The 14507-nt window shown below is 41.8% G+C and carries 17 protein-coding genes; 2 read left to right on the top strand and 15 right to left on the bottom strand.

The features are described from left to right. Positions 1-290 precede the first annotated feature (290 nt). From recR to L1D46_RS11215, 8 genes are all read right to left on the bottom strand, one after another. On the bottom strand, positions 291-899 hold the full coding sequence (recR, locus tag L1D46_RS11185; RefSeq protein ID WP_063705901.1) for a recombination mediator RecR: 609 nt from the start codon (positions 897-899) through the stop codon (positions 291-293). 10 nt (positions 900-909) lie between these two features. After that, the gene (locus L1D46_RS11190; protein ID WP_036967566.1) at positions 910-1236 is read right to left on the bottom strand and encodes a YbaB/EbfC family nucleoid-associated protein; all 327 of its coding nucleotides are present in this window, start codon (positions 1234-1236) and stop codon (positions 910-912) included. A 59-nt stretch (positions 1237-1295) separates the two neighbouring features. Next, positions 1296-3743: a DNA polymerase III subunit gamma/tau gene (gene dnaX / locus L1D46_RS11195; RefSeq protein WP_239977568.1), complete on the bottom strand. Its 2448-nt coding sequence runs from the start codon at positions 3741-3743 to the stop codon at positions 1296-1298. 3 nt (positions 3744-3746) lie between these two features. Further along, the gene (gene apt, locus L1D46_RS11200) at positions 3747-4292 is read right to left on the bottom strand and encodes an adenine phosphoribosyltransferase (protein ID WP_130051259.1); all 546 of its coding nucleotides are present in this window, start codon (positions 4290-4292) and stop codon (positions 3747-3749) included. 151 nt (positions 4293-4443) lie between these two features. Further along, positions 4444-4566: a hypothetical protein gene (locus L1D46_RS20925; RefSeq protein ID WP_254907726.1), complete on the bottom strand. Its 123-nt coding sequence runs from the start codon at positions 4564-4566 to the stop codon at positions 4444-4446. A 91-nt stretch (positions 4567-4657) separates the two neighbouring features. Continuing rightward, positions 4658-5410, bottom strand: coding sequence for a putative DNA-binding domain-containing protein (locus L1D46_RS11205; RefSeq protein ID WP_256854835.1), 753 nt, complete (start codon positions 5408-5410; stop codon positions 4658-4660). Next, positions 5403-6266: a DUF692 domain-containing protein gene (locus L1D46_RS11210; protein WP_167657784.1), complete on the bottom strand. Its 864-nt coding sequence runs from the start codon at positions 6264-6266 to the stop codon at positions 5403-5405. Before L1D46_RS11210 ends, L1D46_RS11205 begins: the two co-directional genes overlap by 8 nt. 54 nt (positions 6267-6320) lie before the next feature. After that, on the bottom strand, positions 6321-6860 hold the full coding sequence (locus tag L1D46_RS11215; protein WP_239977569.1) for a hypothetical protein: 540 nt from the start codon (positions 6858-6860) through the stop codon (positions 6321-6323). A 172-nt stretch (positions 6861-7032) separates the two neighbouring features. On the opposite strand from L1D46_RS11215, the gene L1D46_RS11220 reads away from it, so the two are divergent. Next, on the top strand, positions 7033-8010 hold the full coding sequence (locus L1D46_RS11220; RefSeq protein WP_130051256.1) for a tRNA-dihydrouridine synthase: 978 nt from the start codon (positions 7033-7035) through the stop codon (positions 8008-8010). Between the two features lie 51 nt (positions 8011-8061). Then, positions 8062-8397, top strand: coding sequence for a TraR/DksA C4-type zinc finger protein (locus L1D46_RS11225; protein WP_130051255.1), 336 nt, complete (start codon positions 8062-8064; stop codon positions 8395-8397). Positions 8398-8411: 14 nt separating this feature from the next. Here L1D46_RS11225 and L1D46_RS11230 read toward each other — a convergent pair whose 3' ends face one another. Genes L1D46_RS11230 through L1D46_RS11260 form a run of 7 tightly spaced genes read right to left on the bottom strand, consistent with a single transcriptional unit; the run spans position 8412 to position 14445 of the window. Continuing rightward, positions 8412-9416 carry a hypothetical protein gene (locus tag L1D46_RS11230; protein ID WP_167657782.1) on the bottom strand — a complete coding sequence of 335 codons (1005 nt, stop codon included), beginning with the start codon at positions 9414-9416 and terminating at the stop codon, positions 8412-8414. Between the two features lie 56 nt (positions 9417-9472). Continuing rightward, positions 9473-10732 carry a tetratricopeptide repeat protein gene (locus L1D46_RS11235; RefSeq protein WP_130051253.1) on the bottom strand — a complete coding sequence of 420 codons (1260 nt, stop codon included), beginning with the start codon at positions 10730-10732 and terminating at the stop codon, positions 9473-9475. Positions 10733-10743: 11 nt separating this feature from the next. Next, on the bottom strand, positions 10744-11361 hold the full coding sequence (locus tag L1D46_RS11240) for an energy transducer TonB (RefSeq protein ID WP_054551556.1): 618 nt from the start codon (positions 11359-11361) through the stop codon (positions 10744-10746). Continuing rightward, positions 11361-11765: a biopolymer transporter ExbD gene (locus L1D46_RS11245; RefSeq protein WP_054551557.1), complete on the bottom strand. Its 405-nt coding sequence runs from the start codon at positions 11763-11765 to the stop codon at positions 11361-11363. The genes L1D46_RS11240 and L1D46_RS11245 overlap by 1 nt, the downstream gene beginning before the upstream one ends. 14 nt (positions 11766-11779) lie before the next feature. Beyond that, the gene (locus L1D46_RS11250) at positions 11780-12304 is read right to left on the bottom strand and encodes a MotA/TolQ/ExbB proton channel family protein (protein ID WP_062570716.1); all 525 of its coding nucleotides are present in this window, start codon (positions 12302-12304) and stop codon (positions 11780-11782) included. Beyond that, the gene (locus L1D46_RS11255) at positions 12304-13668 is read right to left on the bottom strand and encodes a MotA/TolQ/ExbB proton channel family protein (protein ID WP_130051252.1); all 1365 of its coding nucleotides are present in this window, start codon (positions 13666-13668) and stop codon (positions 12304-12306) included. Before L1D46_RS11255 ends, L1D46_RS11250 begins: the two co-directional genes overlap by 1 nt. A 6-nt stretch (positions 13669-13674) precedes the next feature. After that, positions 13675-14445 carry a DUF3450 domain-containing protein gene (locus L1D46_RS11260; RefSeq protein WP_054551560.1) on the bottom strand — a complete coding sequence of 257 codons (771 nt, stop codon included), beginning with the start codon at positions 14443-14445 and terminating at the stop codon, positions 13675-13677. Between the last annotated feature and the right edge of the window lie 62 nt (positions 14446-14507).

The following is a 14507-nucleotide window of genomic DNA, read 5'->3' on the forward strand; positions in this document are numbered from 1 at the left end:
ATATAATAATAAGGTTTATTGCGGAGAGGTAATTAATTGTCCTGAATGACTAAATTGAATGAATCATCAGGTTTAATAGTTGTTTGACTTCTGTTTGAAAGCCTAATGTTTCTTTTTGTGCTGCAGTCATTGTGTAAATCTCCAATTAACAAAGTGTCTAATCTGCACTATGACTCTTTATATGGGGCAGGCTTTTGGAACTTCAAGGCAAAAAATTAAATTAGCGGGTAAATTAGGGGTTAAACACAAAAAAGCCTGCTTCAAGCAGGCTTTTGATACCATTTGCGGTATTAGTTTTGGTTTACGGCGCGTCGTCCGCTAAATGCGTGCATAAGCGTCATACCATCGAGTAAATCGAGCTCACCACCAACAGGGACACCATGAGCTATCCGAGATGCACTCACCTGATACTTATGACAAAGCTCTGCAATATAGTGGGCTGTGGTTTCACCTTCAACACTTGGATTGGTTGCTAGGATCACCTCATTAATGCCACCTTGTTGCAACTTGCTTTCAAGAATATCAAGGCCAATTTCTTTTGGTCCTATGCCATCAATTGGCGACAAATGACCCATTAAAACAAAGTAAAGGCCTTGGTACTGACCAGTTTGCTCAATAGCAAGTACATCGGTTGGTGATTCAACCACACACAATAAACCACTATCTTGGCGTTTAACACTAGAACAAATATCACACACAGCTTGCTCTGTAAAAGTACGACAAGATTGACAATGCCCTACTTCATCCATTGCTTTAGTTAATGCATGGCCAAGTTGTTTACCACCTTGACGGTCACGCTCAAGCAAATGAAAAGCAATGCGCTGTGCCGACTTAGGGCCTATGCCTGGCTGGCATCGTAGCGCTTCAATTAGCTGTGTTAAACTAGGAGATAGTTGCATACAAAATCACTTAGAATGGCATTTTCATACCTGGTGGTAATTGCATACCGCCAGTTACTTTACTCATGCGCTCTTGCGTTTCTTCAGCAACACGACGTACAGCATCGTTACACGCTGCCGCTAGTAAATCTTCGATCATGTCTTTGTCGTCTTCCATTAGGCTTTCATCTAATTCAACACGACGTACATTGTGGTTACCAAGCATAGTTACTTTAACTAGGCCTGCACCTGCTTCACCTACTACTTCAAGGTTTGCGATTTCTTCTTGGGCTTTTTGCATGCGCTCTTGCATTTGCTGCGCTTGCTTCATCATGTTACCCATTCCACCTTTAAACATAACTGTCTCTCTTTCTAAACTACTTTAATTGGCATGAAGATAAGGGCTATTGTAACGAATTACAATGCCTGAATACTGTTTTCATCGATTATAGCGCTAAATAACTGTTGAAATTGCACTATGTTTTCGTCGCTATTTATTACATCAATAGCCTGTTGATGACGTCCTGCATCGATTTTTTGTTGAATCAAATACGGTGAGTCAATTACGCCATCAGCAAACTCGATACTAAGCTCTACATTATGACCGTAAATTTCACTTAATGCAGCATTGAGCTTTTGCCTTAGCACTGCGCTGTCTAAATGGCGCTGTGACGAGTCAACCTCAATGTGCAGTTGGTTATTCTGCTTGGTAAAAATTGAATGCAGTGCAAATTGGCGCATCCGTCCGCCGAGCCCCATGCGCTTTATTAAATACGCCCATTCATCTTGTTCGTGTGCAAATTTAATACTGCTGATCGGACTTTCAAAATCATCAGGGACCGGAATACTGGCTTCTTCTACTACTGGCTCTGGCACTTTTTGCGGGTTGATCTGCTCAAGCAGCTCAGGCGCTAAGTTTTCAGTAATTGTTTGATGCTTTTCTCTAAAGTCGACTTTTTTTACTTTATTACTGCTCTCCCCCGTTTGCTGGGGGATGGGCTTTTTTACTTCAGCAGCCATTGCTTGCTGCTGAGGCTGAATATTGGTCGTGGCTGTGCTTTGTTGCGCTGGCGGCTCTGCTTTGGGCTTCGCTTCAGATTGTTGTTCTGCTTTAGCATTCGTTTGCGTTGCAGCACCACTTAAACGCCCAGCACCTGAGATATTGCGGTCTTGTAAAATACGAGCAATGGCCGACTGCGCCTGACTTTGCTGCTGTTGTAATTGCACTGGTGCAGTTTGCTGTTGCTGAGGTGCTTCATTTGCAGTAAAGCCCTGATCATAGGCGCTATTCATCACATCATCGTATTGCGCAGCAAGTGATGAGTCCATTTGTGCATCATGATCAATCATGTAATCTTGCGAAGAATACTCCTGTGGAGAGTATTCAGCTGCAGGTACTTGCTCTGAGTAGCTTTGCTCTTGCTGTTGTGGCGCTGGTTCAACTTCAGCGGTCATTGCAGTTTCAACAGATTGCTGAGGCTGTTGTTCAACACCAGACTGTACTACCGCTGTTGCTTCAACTTGCTGGTCAGGCTCTTGGCTATGCACTGTTTCTGCTTTAGCTGCTTGAACAGGTTCAGCTTCAATAGGCTCAGCTTGAATTTGCTGAGGCTCTGAAGGAACAGCAGTTGTCTGTGCAGAACTTTGTGCTAAAAGTGCTTGCTCTGACGCTGCTTGTTCACGTTGCGCCGTTGATTTTTTCAAAATATCACGCAGTGCACCGGCACCACTTGGCTTAACCTGCTGCTGGGTATTCGTTGGTGTTTGGCTTTGTGCAAATTGCGTAGGTTGGAATGCCAACAAACGCAACATAATCATTTCAAAACCTAGTTTAGCATCGGGTGCCCACTGCAAATCTTTTTTACCATTTAATAGCAATTGGTAGTAAACCTGCATCTGCTGTGCATCAGTGGTTTGCGCTACTTGCTCAATAAAATCACGGTTAGTATCATCAAGTGCCGCTGCACTAGGCACGAGTTGCACAAGCTGAATAAGGTGCGTCAGGGCGATTAAATCGTCGAGCAAGGCTACAAAGTTAGGGTTTCGACTTACGACCGCTTTTACTTCTTGAAGTAGTGCATCGCCATCTTGGCACAGTAGCGCCGCTAACATGGTTTGGCTATATTGAGTATCCATCAAGCCAAGCATGGTTTGTACTGCCTGATGATTTATACTGCCGTTGGTTTGCGCAATTGCTTGGTCTGTAAGGCTCAGTGCATCACGCATACTACCATCAGCGGCCTTAGCTAAAATAGACAATGATTTATCATCAAAACTTAGCTGTTCTTGATTAAGAACATGGGCAAGCTGATTATGAATTTCTGATTGCGACAAAGCATTAAGATTAAACTGTAAGCAACGCGATAAAATCGTCACGGGCAGTTTTTGCGGATCAGTTGTCGCTAATAAAAATTTCACATGCTCTGGAGGCTCTTCCAATGTTTTTAGTAATGCATTGAAACTATGCTTTGACAGCATGTGAACTTCATCGATTAGGTATACCTTGTAACGACCACGTGTTGGTGCGTATTGAACGTTATCAAGGATTTCGCGGGTATCTTCTACTTTGGTACGCGATGCCGCATCGATTTCTAATAAATCAATATAACGACCTGCTTCAATGTCAGTACAACTTGAACATTGGCCACATGGCTCTGCAGAGATACCCTTATCGCAGTTGAGGCTTTTTGCGAATATACGTGCGATGGTTGTTTTACCCACCCCACGGGTTCCAGTAAAGAGATAAGCATGATGGAGTCTATTTTGTGTTAATGCATTCACTAATGCTTGTTTAACATGAGACTGCCCCACTAACTCGTGAAAGGTTTGTGGTCGCCATTTCCTTGCTAGAACCTGATAACTCATTAATTATTCGCCTTCGAATTCAACCAACTTTAAGATTTTGATGCCCATCTCAGCAACACGTTGCTCACCACCAAGCTCTGGTAAAGAAACAACAAATGCCGCATCAGTTGCGTTACCGCCTAGTTTAGCAACTAATTTTGCAGTTGCTTCGATTGTGCCACCTGTAGCAAGTAAGTCATCTACTAGTAACACTTTATCACCAGGTACAATTGCGTCTGTATGAAGCTCAAGAATATCTTCACCATACTCTAATTGGTAGCTTTGTGAAATCACTTCGCGAGGAAGTTTACCTGGTTTACGAACTGGAATGAATGGAATACCTAGTGCGTATGAAAGTGGTGCACCAAAGATAAAACCACGAGATTCAGTACCGATGATTTTTGTAAAACCTTGGTCTTTGTATGCTGCGATAAAGCTGTCGATAGTTGCTTTAAATGCGTCAGCATTAGCCATTAATGTTGTTACGTCGCGGAACATAATGCCCGGCTTAGGGTAATCAGCGATCGTTGCAATGCTCTGTTTGATGAGCGTTGAAGTTGCTTGAGTCATAATTATACTGCTCAAAAAGTTTATCTAACAAAGCTCGAGAGTATAACATCACCTTAGTGGAAAGTCGGTAGCAAGTTTCGAAATTAATCACTTAACTACAACAAAAAAGGCTGCATGGTGCAGCCTAGTGTCTTAAATTTGCTTGCGCAGATTAAGATAAAGAAGTGATCCAACCAAGAATAGCGTTAAGGCAGCCAATGCCACCGAATACAGCTAAAAACGCAATGAAATAAGTTGCATTGAACGGATCTTTAAAGTCTTTATCATTCGACATAGTTACTACCTTTATTTAAGCACGACAAAATAAGGTGCACATAATAGTCGAACAGCCCTCATCAATAAAGAGCTTTAGCCGATTTTTAAACCTATGTATTAGTAACCACAACACCGCGCTCTGCCATAGCGCTTAAGGTATTGAGGGCCCCTTGATACAACTGCTCTTGGCTAAATTGAGGAGCATGCTCTGCAACTGCTTGGCATACATCATTTAAATCTGCACCAGGCTTAGATTCAATAATATTAAGCAGTAATGCGGTCATCGCATTTGTTGATAAAAACTGTACTTCATCATCACTATCACGATAAACCACGAAGTAACTTGCTTGTGCTGTCGGCTCACTTGGTTGATTATCCACACTGATAGTATGAACTGGGAAGCTATAACTTAAATTGCGAGCAAACGAACTTAAATATAATGGGGAGCTTGTCACTTTATGAGCTGATAATTTCACTTCTTGTGCCACCTCTTGAGCAACCGACACATCAAGCTCAACCCATTCATAATGCGCCAGTTCGAACATAAAAGCAGGATCATCACTTTGCATTTCATAGTCATTTGCAAGAAAAGTCAAAAACTCCCCTGCTATATCTAAAAAATAAGGTGATTTACAGTCATGCATACTAAAGAAATGCCTAATGAGTCTCTGCCAAGCTTGCTCAGTATATAAACTTTTTAGCACTGGATACGCAGAGCTGACAAAACCATCCACATTATTAAAAAATAAATCGCGGTAAATCGCCATGCGACGCTCTTCAACATCGGCTGGCTTCTTATTATTTTCTGGGTCGCGAATATGCGCCATAAACTCTTGCTGTACTTGCGTAAAATGATTAGGCACTGTGTTTCACCGTTGCTTGATTTCGATGAGCAGCAGCCTCTTGCAACGCTCCAATGGTTCTCAGCTCTGTTAATAATTCACTCATAGGAGGAATATTAAAATCACGCTCTAATAAGGTGGGAAATACCCCATGAATTTCATAGGCTTTTTCGAGCAATTGCCAAACGGGATCGATCACTGGCGCACCATGAGTATCAACGAGTAAATCCTCAGCCTCAGTGTAATGACCAGCAACATGCCCATAGGCAATGCGATTAGTTGGTAATGCTGCTAAGAATTTCCCTGCATCATAACCATGATTAATCGAATTGACGTAAATATTATTAACATCGAGCAGTAATTTACAATCCGCCTCTTCTAAAACCGCATTAGTAAATTCAAGTTCCGTCATTTGTTGACCGGGCGCGCCATAATAAGAAACATTTTCAATTGCAATTGGCTGCTCAAGAATATCTTGAACTTGCCTAATTCGAGAGGCAACATGCTTAATAGCATCTTCAGTAAACGGAATTGGCATTAAGTCGTACATGTGCCCTTCTCCCGAGCAGTAACTTAAGTGCTCACTAAACAGACGAACATTATGCTCTTTGAAGAAAGTTTTAAGCGATTGCACAAACTCAATATCAAGTGCTGAAGGTGACCCAATCGATAACGACAAACCGTGACATACAAAGGCATGTTGCTCGGTTAGCTGCTTAAATTGCTTACCAAATCGACCTCCAAGCTTTAGCCAGTTTTCTGGTGCAACTTCTAAAAACTCAATGGGTTTAGGAACATCGATAAGCATTTCATCAAGCATTTCTCGGCGCAAACCTAGCCCAATCTGCCCAAAATCAGCTACTGATTCTTTTAACATACTACCTCCTACTAAAAAGGGCCTTTACGGCCCTTTCAAAAGCTAAGTGAGCGCTTAGTGGTTAGAACCACATTTACCTTCACCACACTTACCTTCTTTAGCTTTCTTTTTGTCTGCGCCACATTTGCCTTCGCCGCACTTACCTTCTTTAGCTGCTTTTTTAGCTGCACCGCATTTACCTTCGCCGCACTTGCCTTCTTTAGCTGCTTTTTTGTCTGCGCCACATTTACCTTCGCCGCACTTACCTTCTTTAGCCGCTTTTTTGTCTGCGCCACATTTACCTTCGCCGCACTTACCTTCTTTAGCTGCTTTTTTGTCTGCGCCACATTTACCTTCGCCGCACTTACCTTCTTTAGCTGCTTTTTTGTCTGCGCCACATTTACCTTCGCCGCACTTACCTTCTTTAGCCGCTTTTTTATCGCCGCCACACTTGCCTTCTCCACACTTACCTTCAGCCGCGTCTAACTGATACCCTGCTTGCATTTGCTGAAATTCAAATGGATTCGCGTTCGCATCAGTGGCTGCAAAACTTGACGCACCTACTACAACTGCACCTAATGTTAATGCAATTGAATTTTTCTTAACTGTGTTCATTCGATGACTCTCTTTTTTATAAAGGGTTATTAAACAAGACCTGTGAACTACAAATATCTTTCAATTTTTTCTAATTATTTTCTGAAAGTGCGCAGAAAGCAAATTACGATTTATAAAACAATCTAGAACAGCTAGAATACGCGTCCTAATTTTTGATAAGTAAACAGGTATCATGCGACTAGTTTTAGCACCGATGGAAGGTGTTGTAGATTTTAAAATGCGACAACTCCTAACTGATTTAGGTGGATTTGATTTATGCGTTACAGAGTTTGTTCGTGTCGTCGAAGACACGCTACCCGAGCGCGTGTTTCATCGCTATTGTCCTGAGCTAAAAACAGGTGGCTATACCCGTGCAGGTACACCTGTACGTATTCAATTACTGGGTCAAGTTGCCAATGCTTTAGCTGAAAATGCAGTTAAAGCAATACGTCTAGGCTCACATGGAATCGACTTAAACTTTGGTTGCCCTGCTAAAACGGTAAATAAAAGTAAAGGTGGTGCGGTACTTTTAAAAGACCCTGAGCATATGTACGAGATAATCAAAGCCGTACGTGATGCTGTCGACCCACGCCATGAGGTGAGTGCTAAAATCAGACTTGGCTTTGATGATGATAGTAATAGCCAAGAAATTGTTGATGCTGTTGTAAGCGCAGGCGCTTCAAGTCTTGCTATTCATGCCAGAACTAAACGAGATGGTTATAACCCTCCTGCTTACTGGGAAAAAATCCCCCCATTAATCAAAAACAAGAATATTTCAGTAGTTGCTAACGGTGAAATTTGGCAAGTTAAAGATGCTATACTTTGCCAAAAAAGAAGCCATTGCCAAGACTTAATGCTTGGTCGTGGCGCACTAGCAATGCCTGATTTAGCAAAACAAATAAAGTCACATGCACAAAACGAACATTATACTCCTATGTTATGGGAGCATGTGATATACCACATTATTCATTCATCAATGCACCAAGACGAAAGTAAATGTGAAAAGTACTTTGCTTCTCGAACTAAGCAATGGCTCGGTTATTTAAAACGCCAATACCCACAAGCAAGCGTACTTTTTGATGAGATACGTCGCTTAAAAGCCAAAGATGAAGTAGCTGATGTGCTAAGAAAGTATGCCAAAGCGCCGAGTATTGATACAAATCATAATTAGCAAACGGATTTTGTTTGATAATACTAGTATTGCCCACTTGGAAGAAACGCGATGAACAATACTGAAATTCAAACAAAGTTATCTGCGGAACTTGCGCAGGTCAGACAACGTTTACTTGATATGCTGGCTAATTCTGAACAAAGCTATCATCAGCAACTACTATCGCAACTCAAAGATAACCCTCCTTCGGATTGGTTAGAGCTGACAGCAAATAACCTTGGCTCTGAATATCAAATATTGATTGCTCGGATAGAAAAGTTGGAAGCAGCACTTTGCCAAATTGATATCGGGCAGTATGGCTATTGCTGTGATTGCGAAGAAAAAATCGATGACGAACGTTTACTTGCAGATCCTGCAAGCCAACGTTGTCGGCGTTGCGCTCCATAGAGCGCAATGCTGTACTAATTTATAAAAATAAAACTCATTGCAGGATAAAGTATAATATCCTCAATTAACCAATCCGCTTGCAGCTGATCTACGCCTAAACGCTTCATTAAATTGACACGTGCTTGCTGTTCACTCCAAGTGTGATAATGAATACCTAAGTCGGTTTCCATCATAACTTGCCAGAAGTATTGCTCGCCTTGCGTTAGCTTACGTTTACTTTTTAGCGGGTCTATATAATCAAGCTGCCAATCAAGACCACTGTGCTGATGATTTTCCACAAAATAAGTCATCACTAATGGGCTAACATGAGAATCTGAAACAGGTAATACAAAATCTGCTCTTTGTAACTGCTTAAGTGAACTTTGGACCTCACTAAGCCAGTTTAAAGGAGACTTAGTCTCACCACTGAAGTAATTAAGTTTACTTTGGTACCAGTCTTTACCGTTCGCTAAACCAACTAAACCAAGCTTTGTACGAGGTTTATATTGAGTTAAGTATTGATTAAGTTTATAAAGCGCTGCTTGGACACTGTCATCGCTGTTATCCAGATGCGATTTAACCATGTTATGCAATAACGTTAACTCAATTTTATTTAATTTAAGGTTGCTTTGTTCAGCAGCAATTAACTGCATTTCAACTAACTCTAACCAATTAGCTAGTGCATTTGCTGAATAGTTATCCTGTGAACGAGCTTGACTAATAACATCACGTTGTACAGGCCAGACAAAATAACGTTCAGGATAACGCTCGGCAATAATTAAATAATTTAATTGCGCCTGTTGTGACTCATCTAAAGACGTCGCTTTTAGCTTTTGATAAGCTTGGTGACGTGCTTGCAAATAACTTTCAGAGAAAGGCCAGCTAGTAGCTTCAGTTTGCAGTTCTTGATTAGATAATAAATTATTAATTCTTTGCAGCGCTTGCTGCCCTTCCCTAAAAGTCTTGAAACCTGAAGATTGCTCAGAGCAAGCTATCAGCATCACACTTGCGACAAGTAATAATACGATCTGTCTTAGCATTTTAAAATTCCATAAAAAAAGCCCCAGAGGGGCTTTTTAATTTAAAACAACATCAATTAGATTTTTACACCGTTACGAGCGGCTTTATCTTTGATGAAGGCTGACCAGCTCTTCGCGAAACGACGCGTGCGCGGATCATCCATTGCCTTAGTGATAGCGTTGTAAGCTTGCTTGTACTTCTCTTGGTAGTAGTAAGCTTCAGCTAAATCAGAATAGATAGTTCCTTTTTTATCAGAACCTAACTCTAATGCCTTGTTCAAACGAACAACGGCTGCACTATAATTTTGCGATTGTAAAAGTAATGAACCTGCTTTGCGGTAAAGCTCTGCATCGTCATCAAATTTAGCCGCTTCTTCATAGTATTTAGCTGCTTTTTCAATATCTTTAGAACGGTGGTAATTAGATGCCACTGCGCTGATATTTTGCTTGTTACGCTTAACTTTTTCTTCGTTGATTGCCTTTTCAAGCACGACTGCTGCTTTGTAAGGAATATCATTTAACGAATAGAAGTTAGAAAGTACTTTGTATTCAACTTCGTTTTCAAAATAGCCATTTTTGTAGGCAACTTCCATGGTCGCTAGACCTTTTTTGAAGTCTTCGGTTTGTAGGTAGTATTTACCTAAACCAACCCAGGCTTTTTTGTCTTCAGGCCAAACACGAACAATCTCTTCAGCTACTTCTACCATGTTTTTGTACTGTTTAAGTTCAAAATAGGCAGCTAGCTTTAATTGGTAAGAAGCTTTTGCAGGTTCTTTTGCCAATTCAATTGCTTTGTCTGCAGCAGGAAGAACGTCTTTGTAAAGTTTTAACTCGTAGTTTGCTTGCGCAATACGTGTATAAACTTTGTCGTCTTCCTCACCTGTGAAGTCCATCCAAGCTGCATAAGCTTCTTTCGCTTTTGCATATTGCTCAGTACCCGCGTACATATCACCTAGAAGTTTTAGGCCTTGCTCTTGGTCAGCAAAGTTTAAAACGTCAGGCTTAACTGCCGCTGAGATGTGCTTAATAGCCAATTGGTACTGCTCTTTTTGAGCGTACATCTGACCTAAGTAACGATCAACTGTTGCCTTATCGAAATCATCCGAAGGATCGATTTCTTTAAGTAGTGCAATCGCTTCATCAAGCTTATCTTCATTGTACAAGTCAAACGCTTTAATAACTTTCTTACCAACGCGCTCGCCCATAACTTTAGTTTTTGCTTTTTTACGCGCTTCAATCTTCGCGTAATCTGGCGCTGCTAAAGCAGGTGCAGTGAAAGCTACACCTGATAGAGACATAAGAAGCGCAAGTGCAGTTACTTTAGATAAATTTCTCATTACTCGCCTCCTTAGTTGCCTTGGTTAAGTTTAAAGTCTAATTGTACTTGAAGACCAAATTGCTTCTGTGGTTTACCATCGATGATTTTCGGACGGTACTTCCACTTACGTAGCGCACGTTTAGCTTCGCGGTCGAAGATACGTTTTGGATCGGCGTCGATCACTTCAACATCTTCTACACCACCAACTTCATTGATAGTGAATGAAAGTTGTACCCAACCTTCTTTACCATCACGCGCTGCTTGCGTAGGGTATTTTGGTTCAATACGAACGATAGGTGTCGCGTCACCATCACGTCCAAATGCACCTGGACCACTTAGGCCACCAGCTGTGCTACCCACATCGATGCTTGGCATATTAAATGACAAACCACCAGTGTTCGGGTTGCTGTTTTCCGGCTGAGGCGGCTGCGGCTTAGGCGGCTGCTTTGGCGGTGGCGGAGGCGGAGGCGGAACACGCTTCCTCTCCTGCACCTTAGATTCAGGCGGATTCGTCATAATTTCGACTACGATCTGTTCTTTTTGTTCAGTCGCACGATCAGCTCCACCGGAGATGAGGTACGCCATGAAGTAGAACAAGCCGAAAGTAACTGCCCCACCTGCAATCAGTGAAAACAGAAAACGAATCATTACTGATCTCCAGCTATTGAAATTTTAAGGTTATCACCCGTCGCTTTGATCTGGTCCATAACTTTAACCACTACGCCGTGTTTTGCTTCTTTATCAGCTTGCAAAATCACAACTTCAGTAGGTTGTTCTGCTAATAAACTTTCAAGTTTAGCTGATACACGCTCAACGTCTACTTGTTGTTTATCAATCCAGATCGCACCGTCAGCACGGATAGCAACAAAAATGTTTGCATTTTTTTGCTTCGTAGCTGCAGCTGCTTTAGGTTTATTGACTTCGATACCAGCCTCTTTAACGAACGATGTAGTTACGATAAAGAAAATAAGCATGATAAATACGATGTCAAGCATTGGCGTCATGTCAACCGCTGCTTCTTCTTCTTCACGAAAACGTTGTTTACGTGCCATATTTAATTCTCTCTCTAGTGATGAGGCATGCTATCTACAAGTTTAGCTTTCGCCATTCTCGCTCTCGCTTCTAGACGTGAGCTAAAGAATACTCCAGATAGTGCCGCAACCATTCCAGCCATTGTTGGGATTGTTGCCATTGAAATACCTGATGCCATTAAACGTGCGTTACCTGTACCTTGAGTAGCCATGGTTTCGAAAACCGCGATCATACCCGTTACAGTACCTAGTAAGCCTATTAAAGGACAAATAGCTACCAATGTCTTAATCAACAACATACGCTGATCTAATTTTTCAGACGCTTCAGAAATCCATGCTTCACGGATTCTGTGTGCGTACCAAGACGTAGTGTCTTGGCGGGCATCCCACTGAGCTACAATGTTCTTCGTCATACGAGGAAACTCAGCTAGTAGGAACCAATAGCGCTCAATCATTAAAACCCACATAAGAAAGAGTGCTATCGCGACCACGTATAAAACCTGGCCGCCTGTGCCAACAAAATCCCTGATAGATTCCCAGATCTCCATCAGGACTAGCATTAGGCTTTCTCCTTCTCCGCGTGAGCAGCGATGATACCTGCGCTTTGCTCATCAAGGACATGTAGAACCGACTTACTACGACCCGCAACAATTGAGTGAAGTAGAATAAGTGGTAGAGCTGCAATTAGACCTAACGCTGTAGTAACAAGTGCTAGAGAGATATTACCAGCCATGATCTTCGGATCACCTGTACCGAACAATGTGATTGTTTGGAACGTAAGGATCATACCGATTACCGTACCTAGTAGACCTAGTAATGGAGCGATTGCTGCCAAGATCTTGATGATGTTGATACCAGCTTCAATGCGAGGCGTTTCACGTAAGATTGCTTCGTCAAGTTTAAGCTCAAGGTTTTCAACGTCTTGATTCTTGTTGTCAGCATAAACCTTAAGAATACGACCCAGTGGGTTGTTTGTATTCGGAGTAGAAAGGTTTTTAAGCTGGCTCTTAATCTTAGTGCTAGTAAGCGCAAGATCAATGAAACGAACGATGAAGATAAGTAGACCAACAACAAGTAATACTGTGATGATGTAACCTACTTCAGCACCTTGCTCGTAGTATTCCATTAACGATTTCTTCTGCGTGTTGATACGTAAGATCGCGCCACGAGTCGGGTCGATGTATACGCCAGCATAGTTGTCAGAAGAAGTATTTTCTAAATCGCTGATACCAGCTAGGATGTAGCTATCAGGTTGCTTACCTAGTGGTTGGATTGCTTTAGTTTCTGGTGAGTAGATTAAATAACCATCGTCAGTTACTAAGTTGAAGTTACCGATACGCGTTACTTTCTTCACAGAAGATGAACCGTCAAGACCCGCAACTTCAGTTTCGAAAGTTGAAACTTTAGCTGACTCAGTCATTTCAGTTTGAAGAGAAATCCAAAGCTCTTCAAGTTCACGTACAGTTGGAAGTTCTTTCGCAGCAGCTAGTGAGCGAAGTACTTCAGCACGTCCTGGTTTTTCAGCAGAAACAAGTGATGCTTCGATTGAACCGATTGCATCAGCAGCTGCACGACGTACAACACCGAACATCTCACCTAACGTACCTTGAGCGTTTAAAAGAGCTTGCTCTTTCTCAGCTAAAGTATTTTCGTTTTGTGCATATTCTTTAGCTAAACGGTCACCACGAGCTTTTTCAGCAGCTAGGTCACTTTTAGCTTTGTTAAGTAACGCTTGCTTATCAGCACGAGCTGAAAGGAACTCTTGTTCACGTTGCTTATTTAATTTGCCTTCAGAGATACGTTCTTGCTTAACTTGCTCAAGAATTTTGTCTAAAGCATCAGTGTTTGCGTGTGCATTAAGCGCGGTACCTGCAGAAACAGATAGTACTGCTGCAACAGCAAAACCTTTAAATAGTTTCTTCATTATTGATTACTCCGCGCCAAAGATTGGTAGTTTAACAAGTTCTAATGTCGCTTGTTTACGCGCCATACGAATAACTTCTTTAACAGGTTTTAGGTATTCTTCACCTAATTCTTTCCACTGTTTAGTGTTGTTATCCCACACCCACGCGTGCTTAAGGTCAAAAGACTGAGCAACGTAAGTGATACGACCTAAACGACCGAAGTCAACGTTGATGCTCTTACCGTCGATCTCAAGAGTACCTTGTGAAGCAGTTACAGCTGAGCTGTATGCAGTTTCAACAGTGTAAGCTTCAAGAACTTGGCGGAATTTTTCAGATGTAGTAACTGATGCTGACGCCATGATGTCACGAAGTCTTTCAACACGTGCTAGACGGTTTTCAAGATTGAACGGAACGTCCGCTTTGATGAATTGCTCAAGCGTATCGATCATGCGATACATCAAAGGCACAACGTTTTGTTTCGTGTTATCGATAGTTGCGATTTGACGGTCAAACGACTCGATTGAAGCATTTTGGTCAGCGACCAAACGTGCTACGTGATCGTTATAAACCTTCATTAGCTCAGTTTCGTCAACAACGCTACGGTACTCAGCGATTAGCTCTTGAGTTTGACCATATACATTGTCAATTTTAGTTTGAGACTTAACAGCAGCCTTTTGAATTTGTTGACCTGCATCTTGCACATCTTTCAAAGGATCTGCAATCACATTGCTGCTTGCAAATGCAAAAGCGCCAACCAACGCTGATGCTACAAGACTCTTTCTGATTTTAACAGACATAGTTCCCAACCAATTAAGTAATGTTACTTTTATAATTTAATTACCCCCCGAAGAGGACAACC

Source organism: Pseudoalteromonas sp. Isolate3 (assembly GCF_022398505.1).
GTDB lineage: Bacteria > Pseudomonadota > Gammaproteobacteria > Enterobacterales > Alteromonadaceae > Pseudoalteromonas > Pseudoalteromonas apostichopi.

Bases quoted from the DNA above. Each gene is read 5' to 3' on its own strand.
- recR (WP_063705901.1), bottom strand. From the start codon at position 899: ATGCAACTATCTCCTAGTTTAACACAGCTAATTGAAGCGCTACGATGC.
- L1D46_RS11190 (WP_036967566.1), bottom strand. From the start codon at position 1,236: ATGTTTAAAGGTGGAATGGGTAACATGATGAAGCAAGCGCAGCAAATG.
- dnaX (WP_239977568.1), bottom strand. From the start codon at position 3,743: ATGAGTTATCAGGTTCTAGCAAGGAAATGGCGACCACAAACCTTTCAC.
- apt (WP_130051259.1), bottom strand. From the start codon at position 4,292: ATGACTCAAGCAACTTCAACGCTCATCAAACAGAGCATTGCAACGATC.
- L1D46_RS20925 (WP_254907726.1), bottom strand. From the start codon at position 4,566: ATGTCGAATGATAAAGACTTTAAAGATCCGTTCAATGCAACTTATTTC.
- L1D46_RS11210 (WP_167657784.1), bottom strand. From the start codon at position 6,266: ATGTTAAAAGAATCAGTAGCTGATTTTGGGCAGATTGGGCTAGGTTTG.
- L1D46_RS11215 (WP_239977569.1), bottom strand. From the start codon at position 6,860: ATGAACACAGTTAAGAAAAATTCAATTGCATTAACATTAGGTGCAGTT.
- L1D46_RS11220 (WP_130051256.1), top strand. From the start codon at position 7,033: ATGCGACTAGTTTTAGCACCGATGGAAGGTGTTGTAGATTTTAAAATG.
- L1D46_RS11225 (WP_130051255.1), top strand. From the start codon at position 8,062: ATGAACAATACTGAAATTCAAACAAAGTTATCTGCGGAACTTGCGCAG.
- L1D46_RS11230 (WP_167657782.1), bottom strand. From the start codon at position 9,416: ATGCTAAGACAGATCGTATTATTACTTGTCGCAAGTGTGATGCTGATA.
- L1D46_RS11235 (WP_130051253.1), bottom strand. From the start codon at position 10,732: ATGAGAAATTTATCTAAAGTAACTGCACTTGCGCTTCTTATGTCTCTA.
- L1D46_RS11240 (WP_054551556.1), bottom strand. From the start codon at position 11,361: ATGATTCGTTTTCTGTTTTCACTGATTGCAGGTGGGGCAGTTACTTTC.
- L1D46_RS11245 (WP_054551557.1), bottom strand. From the start codon at position 11,765: ATGGCACGTAAACAACGTTTTCGTGAAGAAGAAGAAGCAGCGGTTGAC.
- L1D46_RS11250 (WP_062570716.1), bottom strand. From the start codon at position 12,304: ATGCTAGTCCTGATGGAGATCTGGGAATCTATCAGGGATTTTGTTGGC.
- L1D46_RS11255 (WP_130051252.1), bottom strand. From the start codon at position 13,668: ATGAAGAAACTATTTAAAGGTTTTGCTGTTGCAGCAGTACTATCTGTT.
- L1D46_RS11260 (WP_054551560.1), bottom strand. From the start codon at position 14,445: ATGTCTGTTAAAATCAGAAAGAGTCTTGTAGCATCAGCGTTGGTTGGC.